This is a genomic window from Ktedonobacter racemifer DSM 44963, from assembly GCF_000178855.1.
GTDB classification, from domain to species: Bacteria; Chloroflexota; Ktedonobacteria; order Ktedonobacterales; family Ktedonobacteraceae; genus Ktedonobacter; species Ktedonobacter racemifer.
The window spans coordinates 506,401-523,069 of record NZ_ADVG01000003.1; the positions used below are offsets into that span (position 1 = coordinate 506,401).

Genomic DNA, 16,669 nt, shown 5'->3' on the forward strand with positions numbered 1-16,669 from the left:
GGGAGCTTCAGGAGAGTCATTTGTGTTGTGAAAAAAGCCATGAGAAAAAGCCCGTCACGCGCAAAGGGCTGGTGTCAAGCGAATATACGTAAGGCCAGACTCCATGTCCCTGCCCGGCAAATTCGGTATAGTGAGGATGGCCTCCCGCTGCTTGAATGGCCGCGATCATCTCGCGTGATCCTGAAACGGGTATAGTGGGATCCATAGAGCCGTGGAAGGCCCAGATGGGCGAGTTTTTCAGAACCGCCGCCTTCGATGGATCACCCGCGCCCGCGATGGGAGCGGCGGCAGCAAAGTACGTGGGCCAACGTTCAATGGCATCCCAGGTGCCCAGGCCCCCGTTGGAAAGCCCGGTAATGTAGAGACGATTGGAGTCTACACCGGTGTACATATGCTGGAGGGCATCGAGTAATTCTTTGGTCAAGAGAAGAGGAGTACTAGGTTGTGAGGGTTGAACGTAGGAGCCTTGATGCACATCCACATTGACCCACTGCTGAGATGACTCCATCTGCGGAATGACCACGAAACAGGGCCAGTTCTGCTGGATATGCGGATTGCCTGGTGCGTTGTAAATGGCGCTCCAGACGCTCGCATAGGGATCATTTACAAGGAGTTTCTCATTCTGTGCCAGCGTATTCCCTAGTTGGCTTCTCTCGCCTCCTCCATGTAAAAGCAATACTAGTGGATATTTGTGTTCAGGGTTATAGTGTGCAGGGATGTAAAGATAATACACAAGAGCGTCTCCTTGCGAGGTAAAGACATGCGCCGTATATCCCAGGTACGAGGTTGCTGACACGCCAGAGGATGGTGGCTGGGTCTGGTGCTGCAAGATGAGCTCCCTAGAGAATGACTGAAACGCCGCCGATGTGCTCAGATAGCTCCAGAGACTATACAATAGAAGCATATTAATACAGGATAAGACAACACATATACTGAGTGCTTTCCACGCGACTTTCCTTTTCATCCCCTGACCTCCCTGAAATTTATCGTTTGGCCCGGCTCTATCTATCGGGCGTGTCTCTTGTCAGGCAAGGAGCTGCGCCCGACAAGCCTGCTAGCTACTGGAATACACATGAGTAAGATACATGTTGTGGCGTGTATCGCTTGCGTATCAAGCGTGGCATTGGGTACAAAGGACGGCCCAGTGGCCGATATGAGAGCATGGAGATAGACCTGCGAACTGCGATAATGGACAGATGATCCGCACCTGTTCAGGCGGGAGCGCGAGAGCCGCTGCCACTTACGCCTGGTATGCAGGGTCTGCGTCCCAATGCGCAGGACAAGCCGCCCCTCTTCATCGAAACAGGCCGAGCCGATTTACACGTAGAACCTTTTGGAGCGGTGTTGAACACGTACAAGAGGGCCGTTGCCCGCGCCTAGCCCTGATACGCCGGAGGTTGAGTCCGATGCGGTGTTCATCCATGCACCAGGGTTCGATTTGTGGTTGCGGATACGCCTGCTGGATCTGTTTCACCTGCTCTGGCAACTCCTGTTTAAAGGCTTCTTGCTTATTTCTATCGGCCTACGTGAGCGTCTCATGAACGGGCACTCCCAAATCCACAGCGAAGAGCGTCAGTAGTGCTCACGCAAAACGGGAATCGTTTTTGGAACGACACGACCAGTGAGCAACGAACAGCACAATGGGATCTGTCCTCATATCCTCTCTCCGGTTATTTTTCTTGAGCAATTTCCTTTGTAGCAATCAGATACGGAATCAATATCCACGAGAATGGAGACTCCCATTACGAGGAAGGCCCAGAGACTGATCTCAACATGTCCTTTATGCGTGAGCAAGCGTCGTATGGCTTCACCAATGACCCAACCCGCCGTCGCGAGCAGGAGCAGGGCCTCTAGAAATGCAGACAGGTTCTCAAATTTTTCATGCCTATTGTGGTGCGTTTCATCGGCTGGACGGGAGGAAACCCGAACCGCAAAAAGAGTCATCAAGGCAGCGATCAAGTTGAGACCTGAATGGGCCGCTTCAGCCAGAATGCCCAGGCTGCCAGTCAAGATTCCAGCCAGCAATTTTATAGAGGTCAGCCCAAGGGCCGCTCCCACAGAGGAGAGCGCGACCAGCTGTTTCTCTCGATGAGGATCGTGCTCTTGATGGGTATGAAGTCTCTGTTGTGTCGTCATGATACGTCCTTTGTGGATCGTGTGGTCTGGGCAACGTAGGGTGAAGAGAGATGTATTTCGACACGCTACCAGGAGGTTGCCTCTTCCTGACCACAAAGACTATTTCTGTGGAACGAGATGCATAGGCACTCCCGGGAGTGCATTGTACCCGATGTGCTGCCTTCTTGTTTAGAGGAGGCGGGAAAATTATATTTCTAGTCGATAAAACTTTTTTTTGCAGTGCTTAAAAATTAAAACAAGATGAAAAACTCGGAAAAAGTGCGCTTTTCTGCTCCTTTTACCCTCGCCAAGCCAGGGAAAAGGTTGTATTATTTATGCAATGAGCAACGGCAAGACATGGCGCCCCCTTGTGACACATCATATTCGGGTCGCTCCAACGGAAAATGTATTCTGAGCCTACGTCTTGTGGTCTTGCTGCTCTCCTGGCGACGCTTCGTCTTTCAAGGATGGAAATGGAGGCTTGGTTCAAGCCTGTATGACGAAAGGATGACATGAAACAGCACTCATTGCGTCTGTATATGTTTTTATCGATTGCCGCCGCGCTGGTAACGATGGCCGTCAAATTTACTGGGTATCTTCTTACTGGTTCAGTTGGACTGTTTTCTGATGCTGCTGAGTCCGTGGTCAATCTCGTGGCAGCCCTGGTGGGATTGTGGGCAGTCACTCTGGCAGCACGGCCTGCCGATGAAGAGCATACCTATGGTCATAGCAAGTCGGAATATTTTTCCAGCGGTGCTGAGGGCGCACTAATTCTCATTGCAGCGCTGGTCATTGCCTATGAAGCCATACCACGCCTGCTTCACCCCGAACCTATCGAACAGGCCTACCTGGGACTCAGTTTCTCCGTGCTCGGAGCGCTCATTAACGGCGTGTTAGGCTGGTTTATGTTGCGAGAAGGCAAGGCGCAACGTTCGGTCACCCTTCAAGCTGATGCCCATCACTTGTTCGCTGATGTCTTCACGACCGCAGGGGTCCTGGTGGGTGTGCTTCTGGTTGCATTGACGAAGTGGTACATTCTTGACCCCATCGTTGCGCTTGTGGTCGCTGCCAATATCATATGGACGGGAATCAAACTTTTACGACAAACTGGTTTAGGATTACTTGACACGGCCCTTCCACCAGAAGATCAGGAACAGATCAAAGAGATTTTAGCCACCTATCAACAACAAGGCATCAAGTTTCATGCTCTACGCAGTCGAATGGCAGGAAGGCGCCGCTTTGTCTCCTTCCACGTGATCGTGCCAGGACAATGGACGGTGCTCAAGGGGCATAAAGTTTGTGAAGAGATTGAGCGGGCCATACGCGAAGCCTTACCAGAGAGTACAGTCTTTACCCATTTAGAACCCAAGGAAGATCCGGTGTCGTTTGAAGATATCGAGCTTGATCGAGAACCTCACCTACTCTAACCTATGTGCAGGTGAGATCGTGAGCGTGCCTGAGATCTCCCATGTGAGGAAGTGCTAGCACCACACGTTCATCGTCATAGTGTGCACCAGTCAGAGAAGGGCTGAGAATGCCAGTGGCATCATTCTCTCCTTTGGAGAATCAGCCCTGATCCGATGATGGAGCATTGGATACGTATCTGCGACCGTTAGAGAAGAGGACGCCTGGCGCTATGACCTTCTCGGGTGCAATGACCTCGCCTTCTGGCTGTGTGCCGGAGGATTTCTCCTGGCGGGTGTGGAGATCTCTGTGACGCCTCCACGAGACCACCATGATGCGTGAACATCATTCCCGTTTTCTCCACCGATCCATCGAGGCAGTGAACAATCCTCGACACATCGAAACCCATTTTCGCAGCCCTCAACTTCACTTGAAGAAGTCATCGATCCTCTGAGTTGTCAGTGCAAAGCGTGTATGGTTAAGCCTCTACTGGTTAAATTCCAGCCCCTCTGGCCTACTTGCGGACGCCAGCGAAAGATGGCTGAAACGCTGGACCAGAAGATAGGGTGGTATTGCATCTCTACCCCTCTATCCAACTCTTCTGGCAGACCCTCTCTACGAGGGAAGAGGGACGAGATGCTGTCCCGATAACTCGTCAGCAAGTATCCAGGTGAAGTGGAGAGCCGTATGCCGCTACAAACGGCAAGTACTGGTTCGGAGAGGAGGGTACGGGCGATCCGGTAACGGGCGACCGACCCCTAACCACAACTCAGATGAACTAGCTGATGCCTCTCTGTTTGAGATGAACAAAAAGATACACGCCATCGCCTTCAAGGCAAAGGCGCCTGACCCCTAGGCAGGTTGGTAATACAACACAACGACACCGGAGGGGTGCGTCTTGCTGTCCACCAACTTCAGGTTGACACGCTGCTCGATGTTGGCGAAGAGGGGCTTGCCGGCGCCAAGCACAAACGGATGAACGAGGAGATGGTATTCGTCGATCAGGCCCAGATTGGTGAGCGCCTGGACGATACTGGCGCTGCCGTAGATGATGATGTCCTTGCCCGGCTCCTGCTTCAGCTTCTCGATCTCTGCTGGCGAGATCTCTCTCTCAACCGTCGAGTTGTTCCAGTCGGCCTTCTCCAGCGTCTTTGAAAAGACAATTTTGCGCATGGCGTTCAGTTTCTTTGCGTAGGCGACCTCGTTGGGATCGGCTCCTGGTCGGTCAGGGACGTAAGGCCAGGAACCGGCGAAGCTGTCGTAGGTGGTGTGGCCCAGGAGAAGGGTGTCGGCTGCGCTAACAAAATCGTCTTCGTATTTGCCCATTGCGGCATCGTAGATGGCTCCGATCCAGTCCATTTCGCCCTTTGGCCCGGCAATATAGCCATCGAGGGTGACCCACATCGTCATTTTCAGTTTTCTCATGATCTTACTCCTTCATCATTTCGTATCTTCATGGTCCTTGCAATTTGCAATCGATGTTAGTATCCTCTTCCAAATGACGCTTTTGAAAGCGGAAAATGCAGACAGGGAGGGCCAAAAGAGCCATTCATCCCTCTCCAGAGAGGAAAGAGGCTGAAAGTTCGGACAAGGGGCACTCCATCCAGCATTTGCGTCCGAACTTTCAGCCCAATTTGTTATCATTGAGTCTGATCTATCCGAATCTTCAGCCTATTTACTACTTCAACCATGTTTCTAGGTTGGCAGAAGGAGCACAACAAGGAAAAGCAGCCGACTTCGCATCCGAATTTACAACTTCTGCACGCAATCATCCGCCTCTGGCGCGGTTTCTCTTGTTGTCAATGGTTGAGTTGCTCAACATTCGTGCCGATTGCTCACTCTACACCTTAAAACCTGCAAGGATCTTCGTGCTTTTTACCATGAGCTTCAGATAAGTTCACGTATGGGGTGCATGTCAAAAGTCGATGTTACCCATGCTTAGTTTTGCTCGTGGATTAGTCATCATCGTCATCGTCATGACGGCGATGTTTTCGGTGGCCTCTGTAATAATCATCGTCATCGTGGTGACGACGATTATGATAACCCCTGTCAGGGTTATCCCAGTAATCACCTCTGTACCTGTAGCTATGCATGTTGTCCATACATTTGTTGTCTATTCTGATCGAACGGATACATGTTCGGGTCCTTTCTCTTCACGAGAGACGCTCCATTTATTCAGCATTCAAAGTATATCCTCCTTCTCTGAGAAGGTCCTATGAGTTGTGTAAGCTGAAGCTGAGAGGATAAATCTCTTCTCAGCTTCTTATCAAGTCGTCAGACGATGAGTTAGCGTACAGAAGGAGCGTTGCGCATCACGGTCGGTTTTGTTGTCTCTTTCCGCGTTATCCTCAGGAAGATGCCACCAAAAATCAACAAGAAAGCCATATAGGCTCCACCCTGAAGAATATTTGGGGCATCAGCATAGCCAATCAGGCGACAGAGCGCTCTGCCCGCTCCACCTGCTCTGCTTACTTACCTAAAAGCACACTCACATTACTTTCTTGGTATTGTGCTCTCCTGGTGAACAACCTTATTTCCCAAAAAAGTTACTTGAGTGTACTTAGGCAGCGCTTTCCAGTCCTGAGTGGCATGGCAAAAACGTTCCTCATTCTTTCCCAAAAATTTGGGGGGACTTATCTCTTCCTCTTGTAGGACGATCCCTCCTCACACCTATGCAAAGAGTTATAGCGGCTTTACTTGCTTGATTTGTTAAAGCGAGTTTAATACTTTCATAATATTTGCTATGTAACATATATTGGTATGGCATAGATTGTAGTCAATCAAATGTAGTAAAGGTAAAGGGCGTTTGATACCGCGTCGATATTCCCTTTGCCATAACGAGTAATTTTGTTGTATTAGGAGAAGGTAACATGAGCAGTCACCACCACGACTCAGATCACTCGCACCACCACCACGACTTAGATCACTCGCACTGTTGTAGCCTTGGCGAAGATTATGAGCTCAATATTGAGGAGCAGCGCAAGCAAGGCTTGACACGCCGCCAGGCGCTAACAGCTCTTGGAGCTTCTGGATTGCTTATCGCGGGTGGCGCTATATCAGCGGGCCCGGCCTTTGCCGCTACCACACAGACCTTTCAGAACTATCAGCCGCAGGGCAGCGACGATTTTGATGGCTTCTTCTATATTTCTGGCGACCACCATATTCATACGCGCTATAGTCCAGATGCGAAATACGCCGTGCAGCGCCAGGTGGCCGAGGCGAACTATCACGGCCTTGGCTGGATGGTGATTACCGATCATGGTGGCGCGGCCCATAACAAGCTCAGCGTCGATCTGACCTATCCCGACGTCGTGCGGGCTCGCGAAGCCTTCCCGAATATGCTGGTCTTCACCGGCCTGGAGATGAATATCCCCGGTGGCGAGCATGGCACGGTGATGGTTGAGCCAACCACTCAGGAGCGGGACCAGATCAAGCAGTTTGAGCTTATGTATGATGGCGCGATTGTCCTCAATAGCGAAGAGACGGCCCTGGCAGGTCTGCGCTACCTGGATGGCCTCTCGCCCAAGCCGCTATTCTTCGCCAACCATCCCGCGCGTCGCGGCCTCGACTCGCCCCATGAGATCCGCAACTGGAAGTCAGCGGCCCCCGACGTAGCTTATGGCTTCGAGGGCGCGCCCGGTCACCAGGCGGCGGGCCTGATCCGCGACAAGGACGGCAAGTTCATTGCCTACCGTGGTTTTTATGGGAATACGGCGGAGGCAGGTGCATTCCCTGGCTATCCCCCGGAGAGCTACTTCACCTATGGCGGTTTTGACTGGATGACGGCGAAGCTGGGTGGCCTGTGGGATTCCCTGCTGGGAGATGGCCTGCGCTGGTGGATTACTGCCAATAGCGACTCGCATAAATACTATAATGACCTGCAGGATGTCGATAACACCAATTATAATACCGTCGGCTACGTTTCCGAGGCTGACCGCTACTTCCAGCGTCCCACCTATGGCGACTTCCGCCCCGGCGAGTATAGCCGCACCTATGCAATCGTCAAAGAGCAGAGCTACGGCGCGATCATGGGCGCTCTGCGTGGTGGAAAGAGCTTCGTCGTGCAGGGTGACTTGATTGACCGCCTTAAATTTACTGCCGCAGCAGGGCGCAGCCACCAGGGGGTTGAAGTCAGCCTGGGTGATACGTTGAACGCAAAGAAGGGCGATGATGTCACCGTGACGATTAAGGTGCGTGTGCCTTCTGCCCCCAACTGGAACAAAGCGCGTCCGAACGTGGACCATGTCGACCTGATCGCTGGCGACATTAATTACCTGAGTAAACAGGCGGGGCTGGATAATCAGAACAACCCTAGTACCCATGTCGTGCGCACGTTTGGCAAACATGATTGGCACGAGAAGTGGGAGCAGGGTGGACTGGTGCTGACGATGGAGCATGTCTTCCGTCGCGTCGATCATGATTTCTATATTCGCCTACGTGGAACCAATACCGATGACCGTCGCCCAACCCCCAAAATGGACCCCGATATGCGTGGCCAAACCGGTGCAGGCGAATCCCCCTGGGATGATCTGTGGTTCTACTGCAATCCCATTTTTGTACAGGTAAAGTAGAGTTTAGAGTAATGATGAAAATAGAGCGGATGTGCCGGCCGGCACATCCGCTCTATTTTCATCTTCCCAAGACGCATGATGCCCTGGCAAGCACCAGCACGGATGAAACAGAGTGAGATGCTTGACGAGTAGACACCAGGGGTAGACTCTCATCAGAGAACGCTTCCCTCCCTAAGGTTGCAAACTTGATCAAAAAGCTGTTCCAGGGCCTGTACTGTACCAGCACTTATCGTTCCTTTGGGGATACCATGCAGCGTTTCCCTTCGTAGCTCGTTTGGTTTTTGTATTCTACAAGAAAAACTCTTCTTTTTCACCTCTTTTTTTAGAATTGGAAAGCCCTGCGTTTTTCATGGCTCCTTCCTGCTCTGCTGTTCATAGGCCCGCGAACTGAGATATTCGAGCGCAAAATGTTGGTGCTCTTAGCCAAAGACGATAAAGTAAATAAGTATTGAGAGAACTATCCTGTAGAGAGCAAAAGGGATCAACTTTACTTTCTGAATGAGTTTCAGGAAAAAGTGAATGACGACCAGTGAGCACAAGAAGGCGCTTGCAAACCCAACGAGAAAGAAAGGGATGGCTTCCGGCGTGATATCCTTAAAGAACAGAGAGGTAATCCACGGGCCGTCGGGAGCCTTGACACCACCGGTCAGTCCGGCAAGCACCGTTCCACCCACAGTCGCCCCCAGGAACGACAAACACGCCAGGCCGAGAATCATCATGATACTCTTTCCCGAGGTACTCCCATTGGAGCGGAGCGCGACAAGCGTTGCCAGACCAAGGGAGAGCAGTTCGAGGGTGAGGGCAATAGTCAGTAGGATGCCCTGTTTTGCGCCCGCAAGGAAGCTGATACCCATGAGCAGGCCATCGATGAGGATATCCATCCACACCAATAATAGCAATCAGGCCAAGAGACCGACTGGTAGGGTTGGTACTGTGCTTTTCCACACGTTCCGTCACCGTTCGAATCAGGAGCATGAGCACGATACCGATCGCAAAACCCACAACGGTTGCGACAGGATCATGCTTATTGACCAGTTCAGGGAGCAGTTCAACAGCCGCTGCTGCGAAGACCATGCCTGCGGCAAAATGTTGGATGCTACTTCCTACGCGGACCAGGCATCCGAAAGAGCGCGATGCAGCCACCAAGAATCATGGCGGCAACAGGGAAGGCCGTAAATTTCAAGATATCGACTAATACGCTATCCATGCATATCCTTTCTGAAGCCAAACAGATGCAAGAGGTCTAGAACGGTTCATCGAGCCATAAAGCACTCCTCTTATTTATCCGGAGCGCTTTATGGCCTGCGAGAGAGCGATGCTCAAGACAAAGGCTCGTTCCATAAAGGATACAGCGTATGGCTCGGTTTGGCGAGGGTAAAAGCGGCATAAACACGCAATTTCTCGCGATTTTTCATGTTCTTTTAATTTTCATACATCATAAAGTTAATTTTTATATGCTTTAAATATATATTTTTACACTTTCTATAGACATGCAATCCTCTAATCAGGTACAATGATGACTGTGGGAAGTGCCGTTTTTCTTTTCCAGCAGCCTGCGTTGCTGGAGCGCTGGATAGCACGCCTTTTCATCTTTTGTATGAATTACCCTCTACGTGACACCTGCTTGCGATATGAATATATGACGAGGAACTGCTGTGCCAACACACGACGATCACTATCACCATCGGCAAGACATGCAGCGTGAGAAAATGCTGGTGGCTCTCTCCTCTGTTGGGGCCGCTATTGGCCTCACGACGCTCAAACTCATCGTTGGATTATTGACCGGAAGCCTGGGCATTCTGGCGGAGGCCGCCCATTCTGGCTTTGATCTGATTGCTGCCCTCATGACTTTTTTTGCCGTCCGCCTTGCATCGCGCCCTGCTGATCAGACCCATCATTATGGGCATGAAAAGATTGAAAATCTCTCCGCGTTCCTGGAGGCGTTACTGCTGTTGTTGACAGCAGCCTGGGTGATCTATGAGGCAGTGCGGCGTCTGCTGTATCATGAAGGGCATGTCGAGATCAGTATCTGGGCATTTGTAGTCATGGGCATCTCCATTGTCGTCGATGTGACGCGTTCGCGCGTGCTCTTGCGCGTCGCGCGCAAGGTGGGCAGTCAGGCACTCGAAGCAGATGCATTACACTTTAGTACTGATATCTGGAGTTCGGCGGTGGTGATTGTGGGCCTTTTGATCGTCCTTTTGACGAATCTCTTGCATTTGCCATCCTGGCTCACCCAGGCTGATGCGGTTGCAGCGCTTGCCGTCTCCGGCATTGTCATCTGGGTCAGCATTCGACTCGCACGTGACACGCTTGATGTGCTCCTGGATAAAGCGCCACATGTCTTGCTTGCTCCCATGACGCAACGCCTCCGCGAGCGAATCGACGATGCCACGTCCATGCATCTCACGGTGGGGAGAAAGGAGAATATGGTGGAGCAGACTCTCTGTTCATCCGCATTGTTCTCCTCTGACACCGAAAGGCTTCAACGCTCTCGCACCTGGCTCGACGCTCATTCCAGCAGCCTTGGGAAGACGCGAGAGTGCGTAACGTGTTGCCAAGCTTCATGTAAAACTCTCAATCTCGAGGTTGAGGCTTTTTGCGATACGCTCCTCGTTCTCTCACAGAAATCCAAGCATACTGAGCCTGCTCTGATCCATTTCTGCCTATACACACTCTCCTGGCTCTCTTTCTACCCTCTATTCTTGCATCTGTGTTGTATCGTAGAGGCGTGATCCAGAACAAGCCTGGCCAGCTTGGATCGAAGATGCATGCATGCGACCGGATGCGAGATCTGCCGAAGCCTGGAGAGTATTCTCACTTGTCCAGGCTCCCTGCTCGCGAGAGCAGGAGAGAGAGAAGCAGCAGAAGGAGAAGATTTCTCAATAGATGAATGGTACAGTGAAAACAACGGAGGGTAGACCAATGACGCACACAACAGCAGTATATGCAACACTCGATGACTGGATTGCACACGAGGCGATCCCATTCTCGCTCGATTCTCGCCTGAACTTCAATGCCGCCGTTGATACGGTGATCGACTCACTTTGTGATTCGGTAGCATTGCTTGGCTTTGGAGAAGCACTCCATGGAGGAGAAGAGCTGCTTGTTCTTCGCAACCAACTCTTCCAACGTCTTGTCGAAGCCCATGGCTACAGTGCCATTGCCATTGAGAGCAGTTTTCCTCGGGGACCCATCATCAACGAATACGTGCTTGGCCGAGGTCCGGTATCCTATGAGGCATTGCAGGATACTGGATTTAGCCACGGTTTCGGAAAATTCGAAGCCAATCGAGAGCTTGTCGAGTGGATGAGGCACTACAATGCTGATCCAGCACACCAGACGAAACTCCAGTTCTATGGTTTCGATAGCCCGACCGATATGGCCGCAGATAGTCCTCGCCAGACACTCCACGTTGCGCTTGATTACCTCAGCTTAGTTGATAGTGGAAGTTCCCAGGAGTATCGAAATCGCATCGACCCGCTGCTAGGACAGGACTCTGCCTGGGAAGATCCGGCTGCCGCGCTCGACCCGACGCAAGCGATAGGTCGATCACCGGAGGCAACTGCACTGCGGATCGAGACAGAGGAGCTGATTTCAGAGCTGCGCGTGCGTCGTCCCGAACTGGTCGCAAGGAGCGATGAGCGCCGCTATCGAGAAGCCGTCCATTATGCTGTGGTGGCTCGGCAGCTCTTACACTATCATGCAGTGTTAGCGCAAACGTCCGAGAAACGCCAGGAGAGACTGCTCAACATACGTGACGCCATGATGGCAGAGAATCTAGCGTACATCGTCTCCCGTGAACAGGGGCGAGGCAACGTCCTGGTTTTTGCCCACAATAACCATCTCAAGCGTGAAAAGGTGCAATGGCAATGGGGGAATGAGACGGTGAGTTGGTGGCCCGTTGGATCTCATCTTCATGAACTGTTCGGTCGCCGCTATGCCGTCATCGGCTCAGCCATAGGCTCCTCGCCAGCCAACGGGGTCGGCCAGCCAGAAGCCGGGACGCTTGAGGCGCGGTTTACATCCGCTCCCGGACCGGTGCGGTTTATTCCCACCCATCAAGGGCAAGGGCTTCCTGTAGAGGAAATTGCGGCCCTTCCGATTCGCTCTGGCAGTAAGAAGAACAGGAGTTATATGGAACTACTAGGCGCCCAAAGCTTCGCCGATTTCGATTGGTTCGCTGTCCTGGATACGACGGCATACGCCCCGGGGGGGTGGCCATATCTCGAAGGCTAGAGCGCATGTTCTGAGCACTAACGTTCTCGCCTTTGTGATGCGCGGACGCTGAGTTATCAGGCAAACAAAGAAGCGGAGAGCCTCCGTTTTGGAGTGGTCGCTACCTAAGGGAAGCTCAGAATGCGTGTGAAAACCACTCAAAGTGAGAGATTTTTCACGTATCCTGGGCCTCCCTCTACGTGGGCCGCTCTCTGGCTTTTTGAGGTCATCAGAACCCACAGAATTATGTAGATTCCTCCATTTCATGGGTCTTCCGCTCCTTTGGTGAATGATGAGCTTATTGAACAAAAACTATGTGCTCTTTGAGCAGAGAACAGAAACCTTGCTCTTGTCCTAGTGAAGAGCTTTCACCATATTCGCGGAAGATCCAATTTACCTGAGAAATGACAATTATCCCAGCGACGAGAGAAGCAATGATTTGCCCGCGTACACGCATGTCCTTTGACTCGATAAACCGTAAATCCCAGCATTCAGTTCTGTGACACTCCGCATCGGCTAAAGCCGAGCAGCTTCTGACACTGTGCCGTAGTCGGGTTCGTGAGACAGGTGGCGTAGCCACTACTCAAAGTGAACCCGTAGTTGGGACGCAATATCTGGGAAAGACGCGCCCATCCGGCGCCTTCTCCCCTGGGCGGTGCCATGCCCGTTGGCATGATCTCCACGCCTGGCCGCAGGGATGGATGGTCCCATCTGGCGTTTGGCATCCTGGGAGATCCCAACACCTGAGTCTTTCGACTCCCTCTTCGCACGTTGCGAACGAGCATGAGGCTTTTCCTTCAACGGTTCTTGCGTCCGCTCGATCAAGCGCTGTCCGACACGGATACTGGCATTGCGGTCGGCATGATCGCGCATCTGGCATTGTGGGCACAGACAGAGTGCGGCACCGGAGGTGTAGCCTTCCACAGGGTGTCCCTGGTTATAGCGAATGACAGCAGCGTGACAGCGATGGCATTCTCTGCTCGTATTGCGCGGATTCACACGGCAGGTGATGATGCCGCCTGCATGCCAGGCTTTGTACGTTGCATAGCGGAACATGCGCCCCTTCATCCAGTAGGCGCGTTTGCTATTGCTCCGGCGCGAATACGTGCCCTTCTCCGGTTGCAGGTTGCCCAGATGTTCAAAAACCAGGATGCTCGCCTTGTGCTCGCTGGCGAACTGGACAATGCGAGCGCTCACCAGATGCGCGATCTGCTCGTCCACGTGCCTGATCTTCGCCCAGAGGTCGGCATTGTCCTGTTCGTTCTCGGCGATGAGACCAGTCTGTGATCGGTTGCGTGCAATGCGTCCAAGCAGTTGTTTCCTACAGCCCGATACCGCTGTGCCATTTCCGATGAAGGACGTAGCCAGGATGGTGCCGTCAACTGTCTGGACACTGCACACAGCGAGATGCTTGTCGAGATTGAGATCCACCGCACAGAGACGTGTCTGGGCGATGGTGAGTTGCTCTCCGCTCTTTGCGGGAGTCTCGAAGGTCTTCTCAATGGGAGTATGCAGCCACCAGCGATCCCCCTTGCGAACAAGCTGTGGACTGCCCATCGCGTACCCATCGGGGAGCTCGCGACCGAGGATGTGGACTTTGAGCCAGGACCAGCACGAGCCGGTCCAGACCTTGAGCACGATACCATGCCTATGACGCTCATGCCAAAGGCTTGCGTAGAAGGGAACCGACTTGTTCCATGATCGGGGTGGGACTGGTGGCCGCTCCCGAAACGGCCTCTTCTTGCGCTTTTTCGTGTGTTTGGCTTCGTGTTTCTGCTTCCGTGCTCGCCATGTTTTGAGGGAGGAGAAAAATGCGCGGGCCGAACCAAGGGCCGCATTGATGGCGGCGCGTCTGAACATCGCCGGGATATCTGGCGCGAGATCGGTGAGCGGCATGATCGGATGGGGGCTAGACTCCGTTGCATGCGTAAGTTTCTCCAGGGCCGTGAGGGCCTGCTTGTTTTTGAGGGAAAGGAGACCCTCGTGCGCCTGAATACAGTCGAAATAAAAGGCCACGACGCGATTGAAGAGGGCCTGATTTGCCGCGAAGTAGGCAGCATACTGCGGCGGATAGTGCAACGCCTGCCTGATGGTTTTCGTGGCTTTTGCCATTTTCAGGACCTCCTCTCACAAAATAGATGGTATCTCTCGTAGAGAATACTCTGCTGATGTGAAATTGTCAAACATGTGTTCTATGAGTACTAGGTTTGATAAGGGCTCAAGCCCAATAACACGCCTCACCACGGTCTAAAGAACCGTGGCTTGCGGCGGGCTAAAGCCCTATCCTGTCATTCTGTACCACTCATGAAATTGACTCATATGTTGTCCGAAAAGGGCTTAGGCAGATAGTTATTTCATATGATGAGGTCGTCTCAGCAAACGAGCGATTTTGAAACTGCCGAGCCGCCCTCTTCATTATCCAATTTTTCCTGCTGAATTTTGGGATCTACACCCTGCTCATCCCGTCCCGACGCCAGTGGCAAGCAACGCTGCGGGCGCTCTGGGCGGAACTCCAGGCTCGCAGGCGTCCTGCTCCGCTCAAGGCTCGCGTTTGAGCGCCTCACCAGAGCCTATTGTGCACAATTGTTCGTCTGTTACCTTTGCCTCGCGCAGATCGGCCATCTCGAAGATTGCCAAGGTGAGCCTCGCCCCGCTGAGGTCAGCCTGGCGCAAGTTCGCGCCAATGAGGGTCGCCTTGCTAAGATTTGCCTCTGTCAGGTTGGCTCCCTCTATATTCGCCTCCGTGAGAGTCGTCTCCGTGAGGTTCGCGCCGCTGAGGTCGGCCCCTTGCAAATTCGCTCCATAGAAATACGCCTTCGAGAGGTCCGCGCCGCGCAGATTTGCTTGGCTGAGGTCAACGCCGCTGAGATAGGATCCTCGCATCTTTGCGCCAGCGAGTTGCGCATGTGAGAGATGTGCTTGCAGATCGGGATGGCGGGCGCTCCCTCTCTCGCCTTGAGAGCCAAGAGCGTCATGGCCTCCCTTCGCCTCCCCGAAGCTCGAATCACTTAGATCAGCACCCGTGAGATCGGTACCGCGCAAATCGGCCCCCCTCAGGTCGGCGCCCTTCAGCGTCGCGTGCGAGAGGTTAGCCCCGGAGAGGTCGGCGCGATAGAGGTTCACGCCGCTGAGGTCGGCCCCTTGCAAATTCGCCTCCCTGAAGTTCACACGCCTCAGATCCATCTGGGCTAAATTGATCTGCGGCAGCACTATCTTCTGGAGATCAGCCCCGACCAGGGCCTTGCTTCCTTGCAGAGCATCGCCAATCAGGGTAGCGGGGAGGCCGTTGTGGACGAAAAACTTCAACATGCTCAGCTGCTGATCGCCATTTAAGGTCTTCAGCACCTGGCCCAGCCGTTGCTGTGCGATCTGCGAGATCTCTGGATTGTCGGTGAGTAGCGTGAGGAAGTAGGTCTGGAAGACCAGCTCCTGCATCATCGCCATCCATTGCTTCCCGCTCTGATCCTGCGTGTACATTTGCCAGGAAGCCAGACCCAGACTGAACAAAATGGCGAAGACCAGCGCGATGATAATTTGACTAGATGTATTCCCCCCGCTTATCAGATTGATGAGGAAGGCTATGACGGCAGCAAACAAACCAGAGAAAACAGCCAGCGTCGAGGGATGAGACACAACCTGGCTCATACGAAAAGAACGCTTCATGCCGTTCGCGACTCCTTCCATTCCGACCTCGAACCTTTTCTCTCAGTATAGCATCTCGTGGCGAAGCTCGAACACCACGCCGATTTTCTTCGAGTCAGCTTTTTGCCCATTAATACCAACCCGACGGTTACAGTTTCCGTGGTAACTTTCATCGTTATCACACCCCCAACTAGCCCCGCTACTCTTTCCGCAAAGTGGTAACGGCAGCGAACACTTGCTAATCTGCCCTCCACAACGCCACGGCACCAACTCACGGCGACCAGACACAAGATATTCCGCACGCATGCGGAATATCTTGTGTCAACATCTCTGCCGATTACAAAAAGCGATCATTTTTGGCCGGCATTTTGCTCATGCAGTCTAACACTGAAAGATTTTTTATGTCAAGCCTTTTTGGATTCACTACATACCTCTTTTTATCCTTATCCTTCCTTTACTCGTTAAGTTACCTTTCAAAGGGATATGAGGCAGCATTGTCTTCTCAGCACCCGGATAGCGCAACCAGCTCAAATCCAGTTATTTACAACTTCCAAGAGCAGTCCCACCCGATAGGAAGCGATTTTTCCAGACATCGCAGTGTCTAATTCCACCCTTCAGTGCGAATTTCCACTCCTCGGTGCAAAATCGATCTAGCCTTCAGTTCATTTGCCAAGACAGTGAGCTTCTTGTATGCTTTTTGGAGATCTGCTACCTGAATT

12 protein-coding genes are annotated in these 16,669 nt (G+C 52.6%); 6 read left to right on the forward strand and 6 right to left on the reverse strand.

All coding sequences use genetic code 11. From position 1 onward, the window contains the following. Positions 1 to 16: 16 nt before the first annotated feature. Positions 17 to 829, reverse strand: a complete 813-nt coding sequence (locus tag KRAC_RS62850; protein WP_244422362.1) for a carboxylesterase family protein — start codon at positions 827 to 829, stop codon at positions 17 to 19. 537 nt (positions 830 to 1,366) lie between these two features. Here KRAC_RS62850 and KRAC_RS31255 point away from each other — a divergent pair. Next, the gene (locus tag KRAC_RS31255; protein WP_040445392.1) at positions 1,367 to 1,579 is read left to right on the forward strand and encodes a hypothetical protein; all 213 of its coding nucleotides are present in this window, start codon (positions 1,367 to 1,369) and stop codon (positions 1,577 to 1,579) included. 74 nt (positions 1,580 to 1,653) lie between these two features. Here the strand turns inward: KRAC_RS31255 and KRAC_RS31260 are convergent, their stop codons facing one another. Then, the gene (locus tag KRAC_RS31260) at positions 1,654 to 2,136 is read right to left on the reverse strand and encodes a cation diffusion facilitator family transporter (RefSeq protein WP_052568730.1); all 483 of its coding nucleotides are present in this window, start codon (positions 2,134 to 2,136) and stop codon (positions 1,654 to 1,656) included. Positions 2,137 to 2,627: 491 nt separating this feature from the next. Here KRAC_RS31260 and KRAC_RS31265 point away from each other — a divergent pair, with 491 nt between their 5' ends. After that, the gene (locus tag KRAC_RS31265; RefSeq protein WP_007914258.1) at positions 2,628 to 3,542 is read left to right on the forward strand and encodes a cation diffusion facilitator family transporter; all 915 of its coding nucleotides are present in this window, start codon (positions 2,628 to 2,630) and stop codon (positions 3,540 to 3,542) included. Between the two features lie 829 nt (positions 3,543 to 4,371). Here the strand turns inward: KRAC_RS31265 and KRAC_RS31270 are convergent. Continuing rightward, positions 4,372 to 4,944, reverse strand: a complete 573-nt coding sequence (locus tag KRAC_RS31270; protein ID WP_007914259.1) for a dihydrofolate reductase family protein — start codon at positions 4,942 to 4,944, stop codon at positions 4,372 to 4,374. 95 nt (positions 4,945 to 5,039) lie between these two features. On the opposite strand from KRAC_RS31270, the gene KRAC_RS73920 reads away from it, so the two are divergent. Then, positions 5,040 to 5,414 (forward strand): hypothetical protein, encoded by a 375-nt coding sequence (locus KRAC_RS73920; RefSeq protein WP_007914260.1) that lies wholly within the window; start codon positions 5,040 to 5,042, stop codon positions 5,412 to 5,414. A 975-nt stretch (positions 5,415 to 6,389) separates the two neighbouring features. Next, complete coding sequence (locus KRAC_RS31275) at positions 6,390 to 8,090, forward strand: PHP domain-containing protein (RefSeq protein ID WP_007914263.1); 1,701 nt, start codon at positions 6,390 to 6,392, stop codon at positions 8,088 to 8,090. A 419-nt stretch (positions 8,091 to 8,509) separates the two neighbouring features. Here KRAC_RS31275 and KRAC_RS31280 read toward each other — a convergent pair whose 3' ends face one another. Continuing rightward, entirely contained in the window at positions 8,510 to 8,971 is a 462-nt protein-coding gene (locus tag KRAC_RS31280; protein WP_007914265.1) for a hypothetical protein, read from the reverse strand. A gap of 774 nt (positions 8,972 to 9,745) precedes the next feature. On the opposite strand from KRAC_RS31280, the gene KRAC_RS76430 reads away from it, so the two are divergent. Beyond that, on the forward strand, positions 9,746 to 10,825 hold the full coding sequence (locus KRAC_RS76430) for a cation diffusion facilitator family transporter (RefSeq protein ID WP_007914267.1): 1,080 nt from the start codon (positions 9,746 to 9,748) through the stop codon (positions 10,823 to 10,825). A 190-nt stretch (positions 10,826 to 11,015) separates the two neighbouring features. Continuing rightward, entirely contained in the window at positions 11,016 to 12,329 is a 1,314-nt protein-coding gene (locus KRAC_RS31295) for an erythromycin esterase family protein (RefSeq protein ID WP_007914268.1), read from the forward strand. Between the two features lie 558 nt (positions 12,330 to 12,887). On the opposite strand, the gene KRAC_RS31300 is transcribed toward KRAC_RS31295, so the two are convergent. Together KRAC_RS31300 and KRAC_RS62860 are read right to left on the reverse strand one after the other, a co-directional pair. Then, positions 12,888 to 14,420: a zinc ribbon domain-containing protein gene (locus tag KRAC_RS31300; RefSeq protein ID WP_007914270.1), complete on the reverse strand. Its 1,533-nt coding sequence runs from the start codon at positions 14,418 to 14,420 to the stop codon at positions 12,888 to 12,890. Positions 14,421 to 14,846: 426 nt separating this feature from the next. Further along, on the reverse strand, positions 14,847 to 15,971 hold the full coding sequence (locus tag KRAC_RS62860) for a pentapeptide repeat-containing protein (protein WP_052568734.1): 1,125 nt from the start codon (positions 15,969 to 15,971) through the stop codon (positions 14,847 to 14,849). Positions 15,972 to 16,669: the final 698 nt, after the last annotated feature.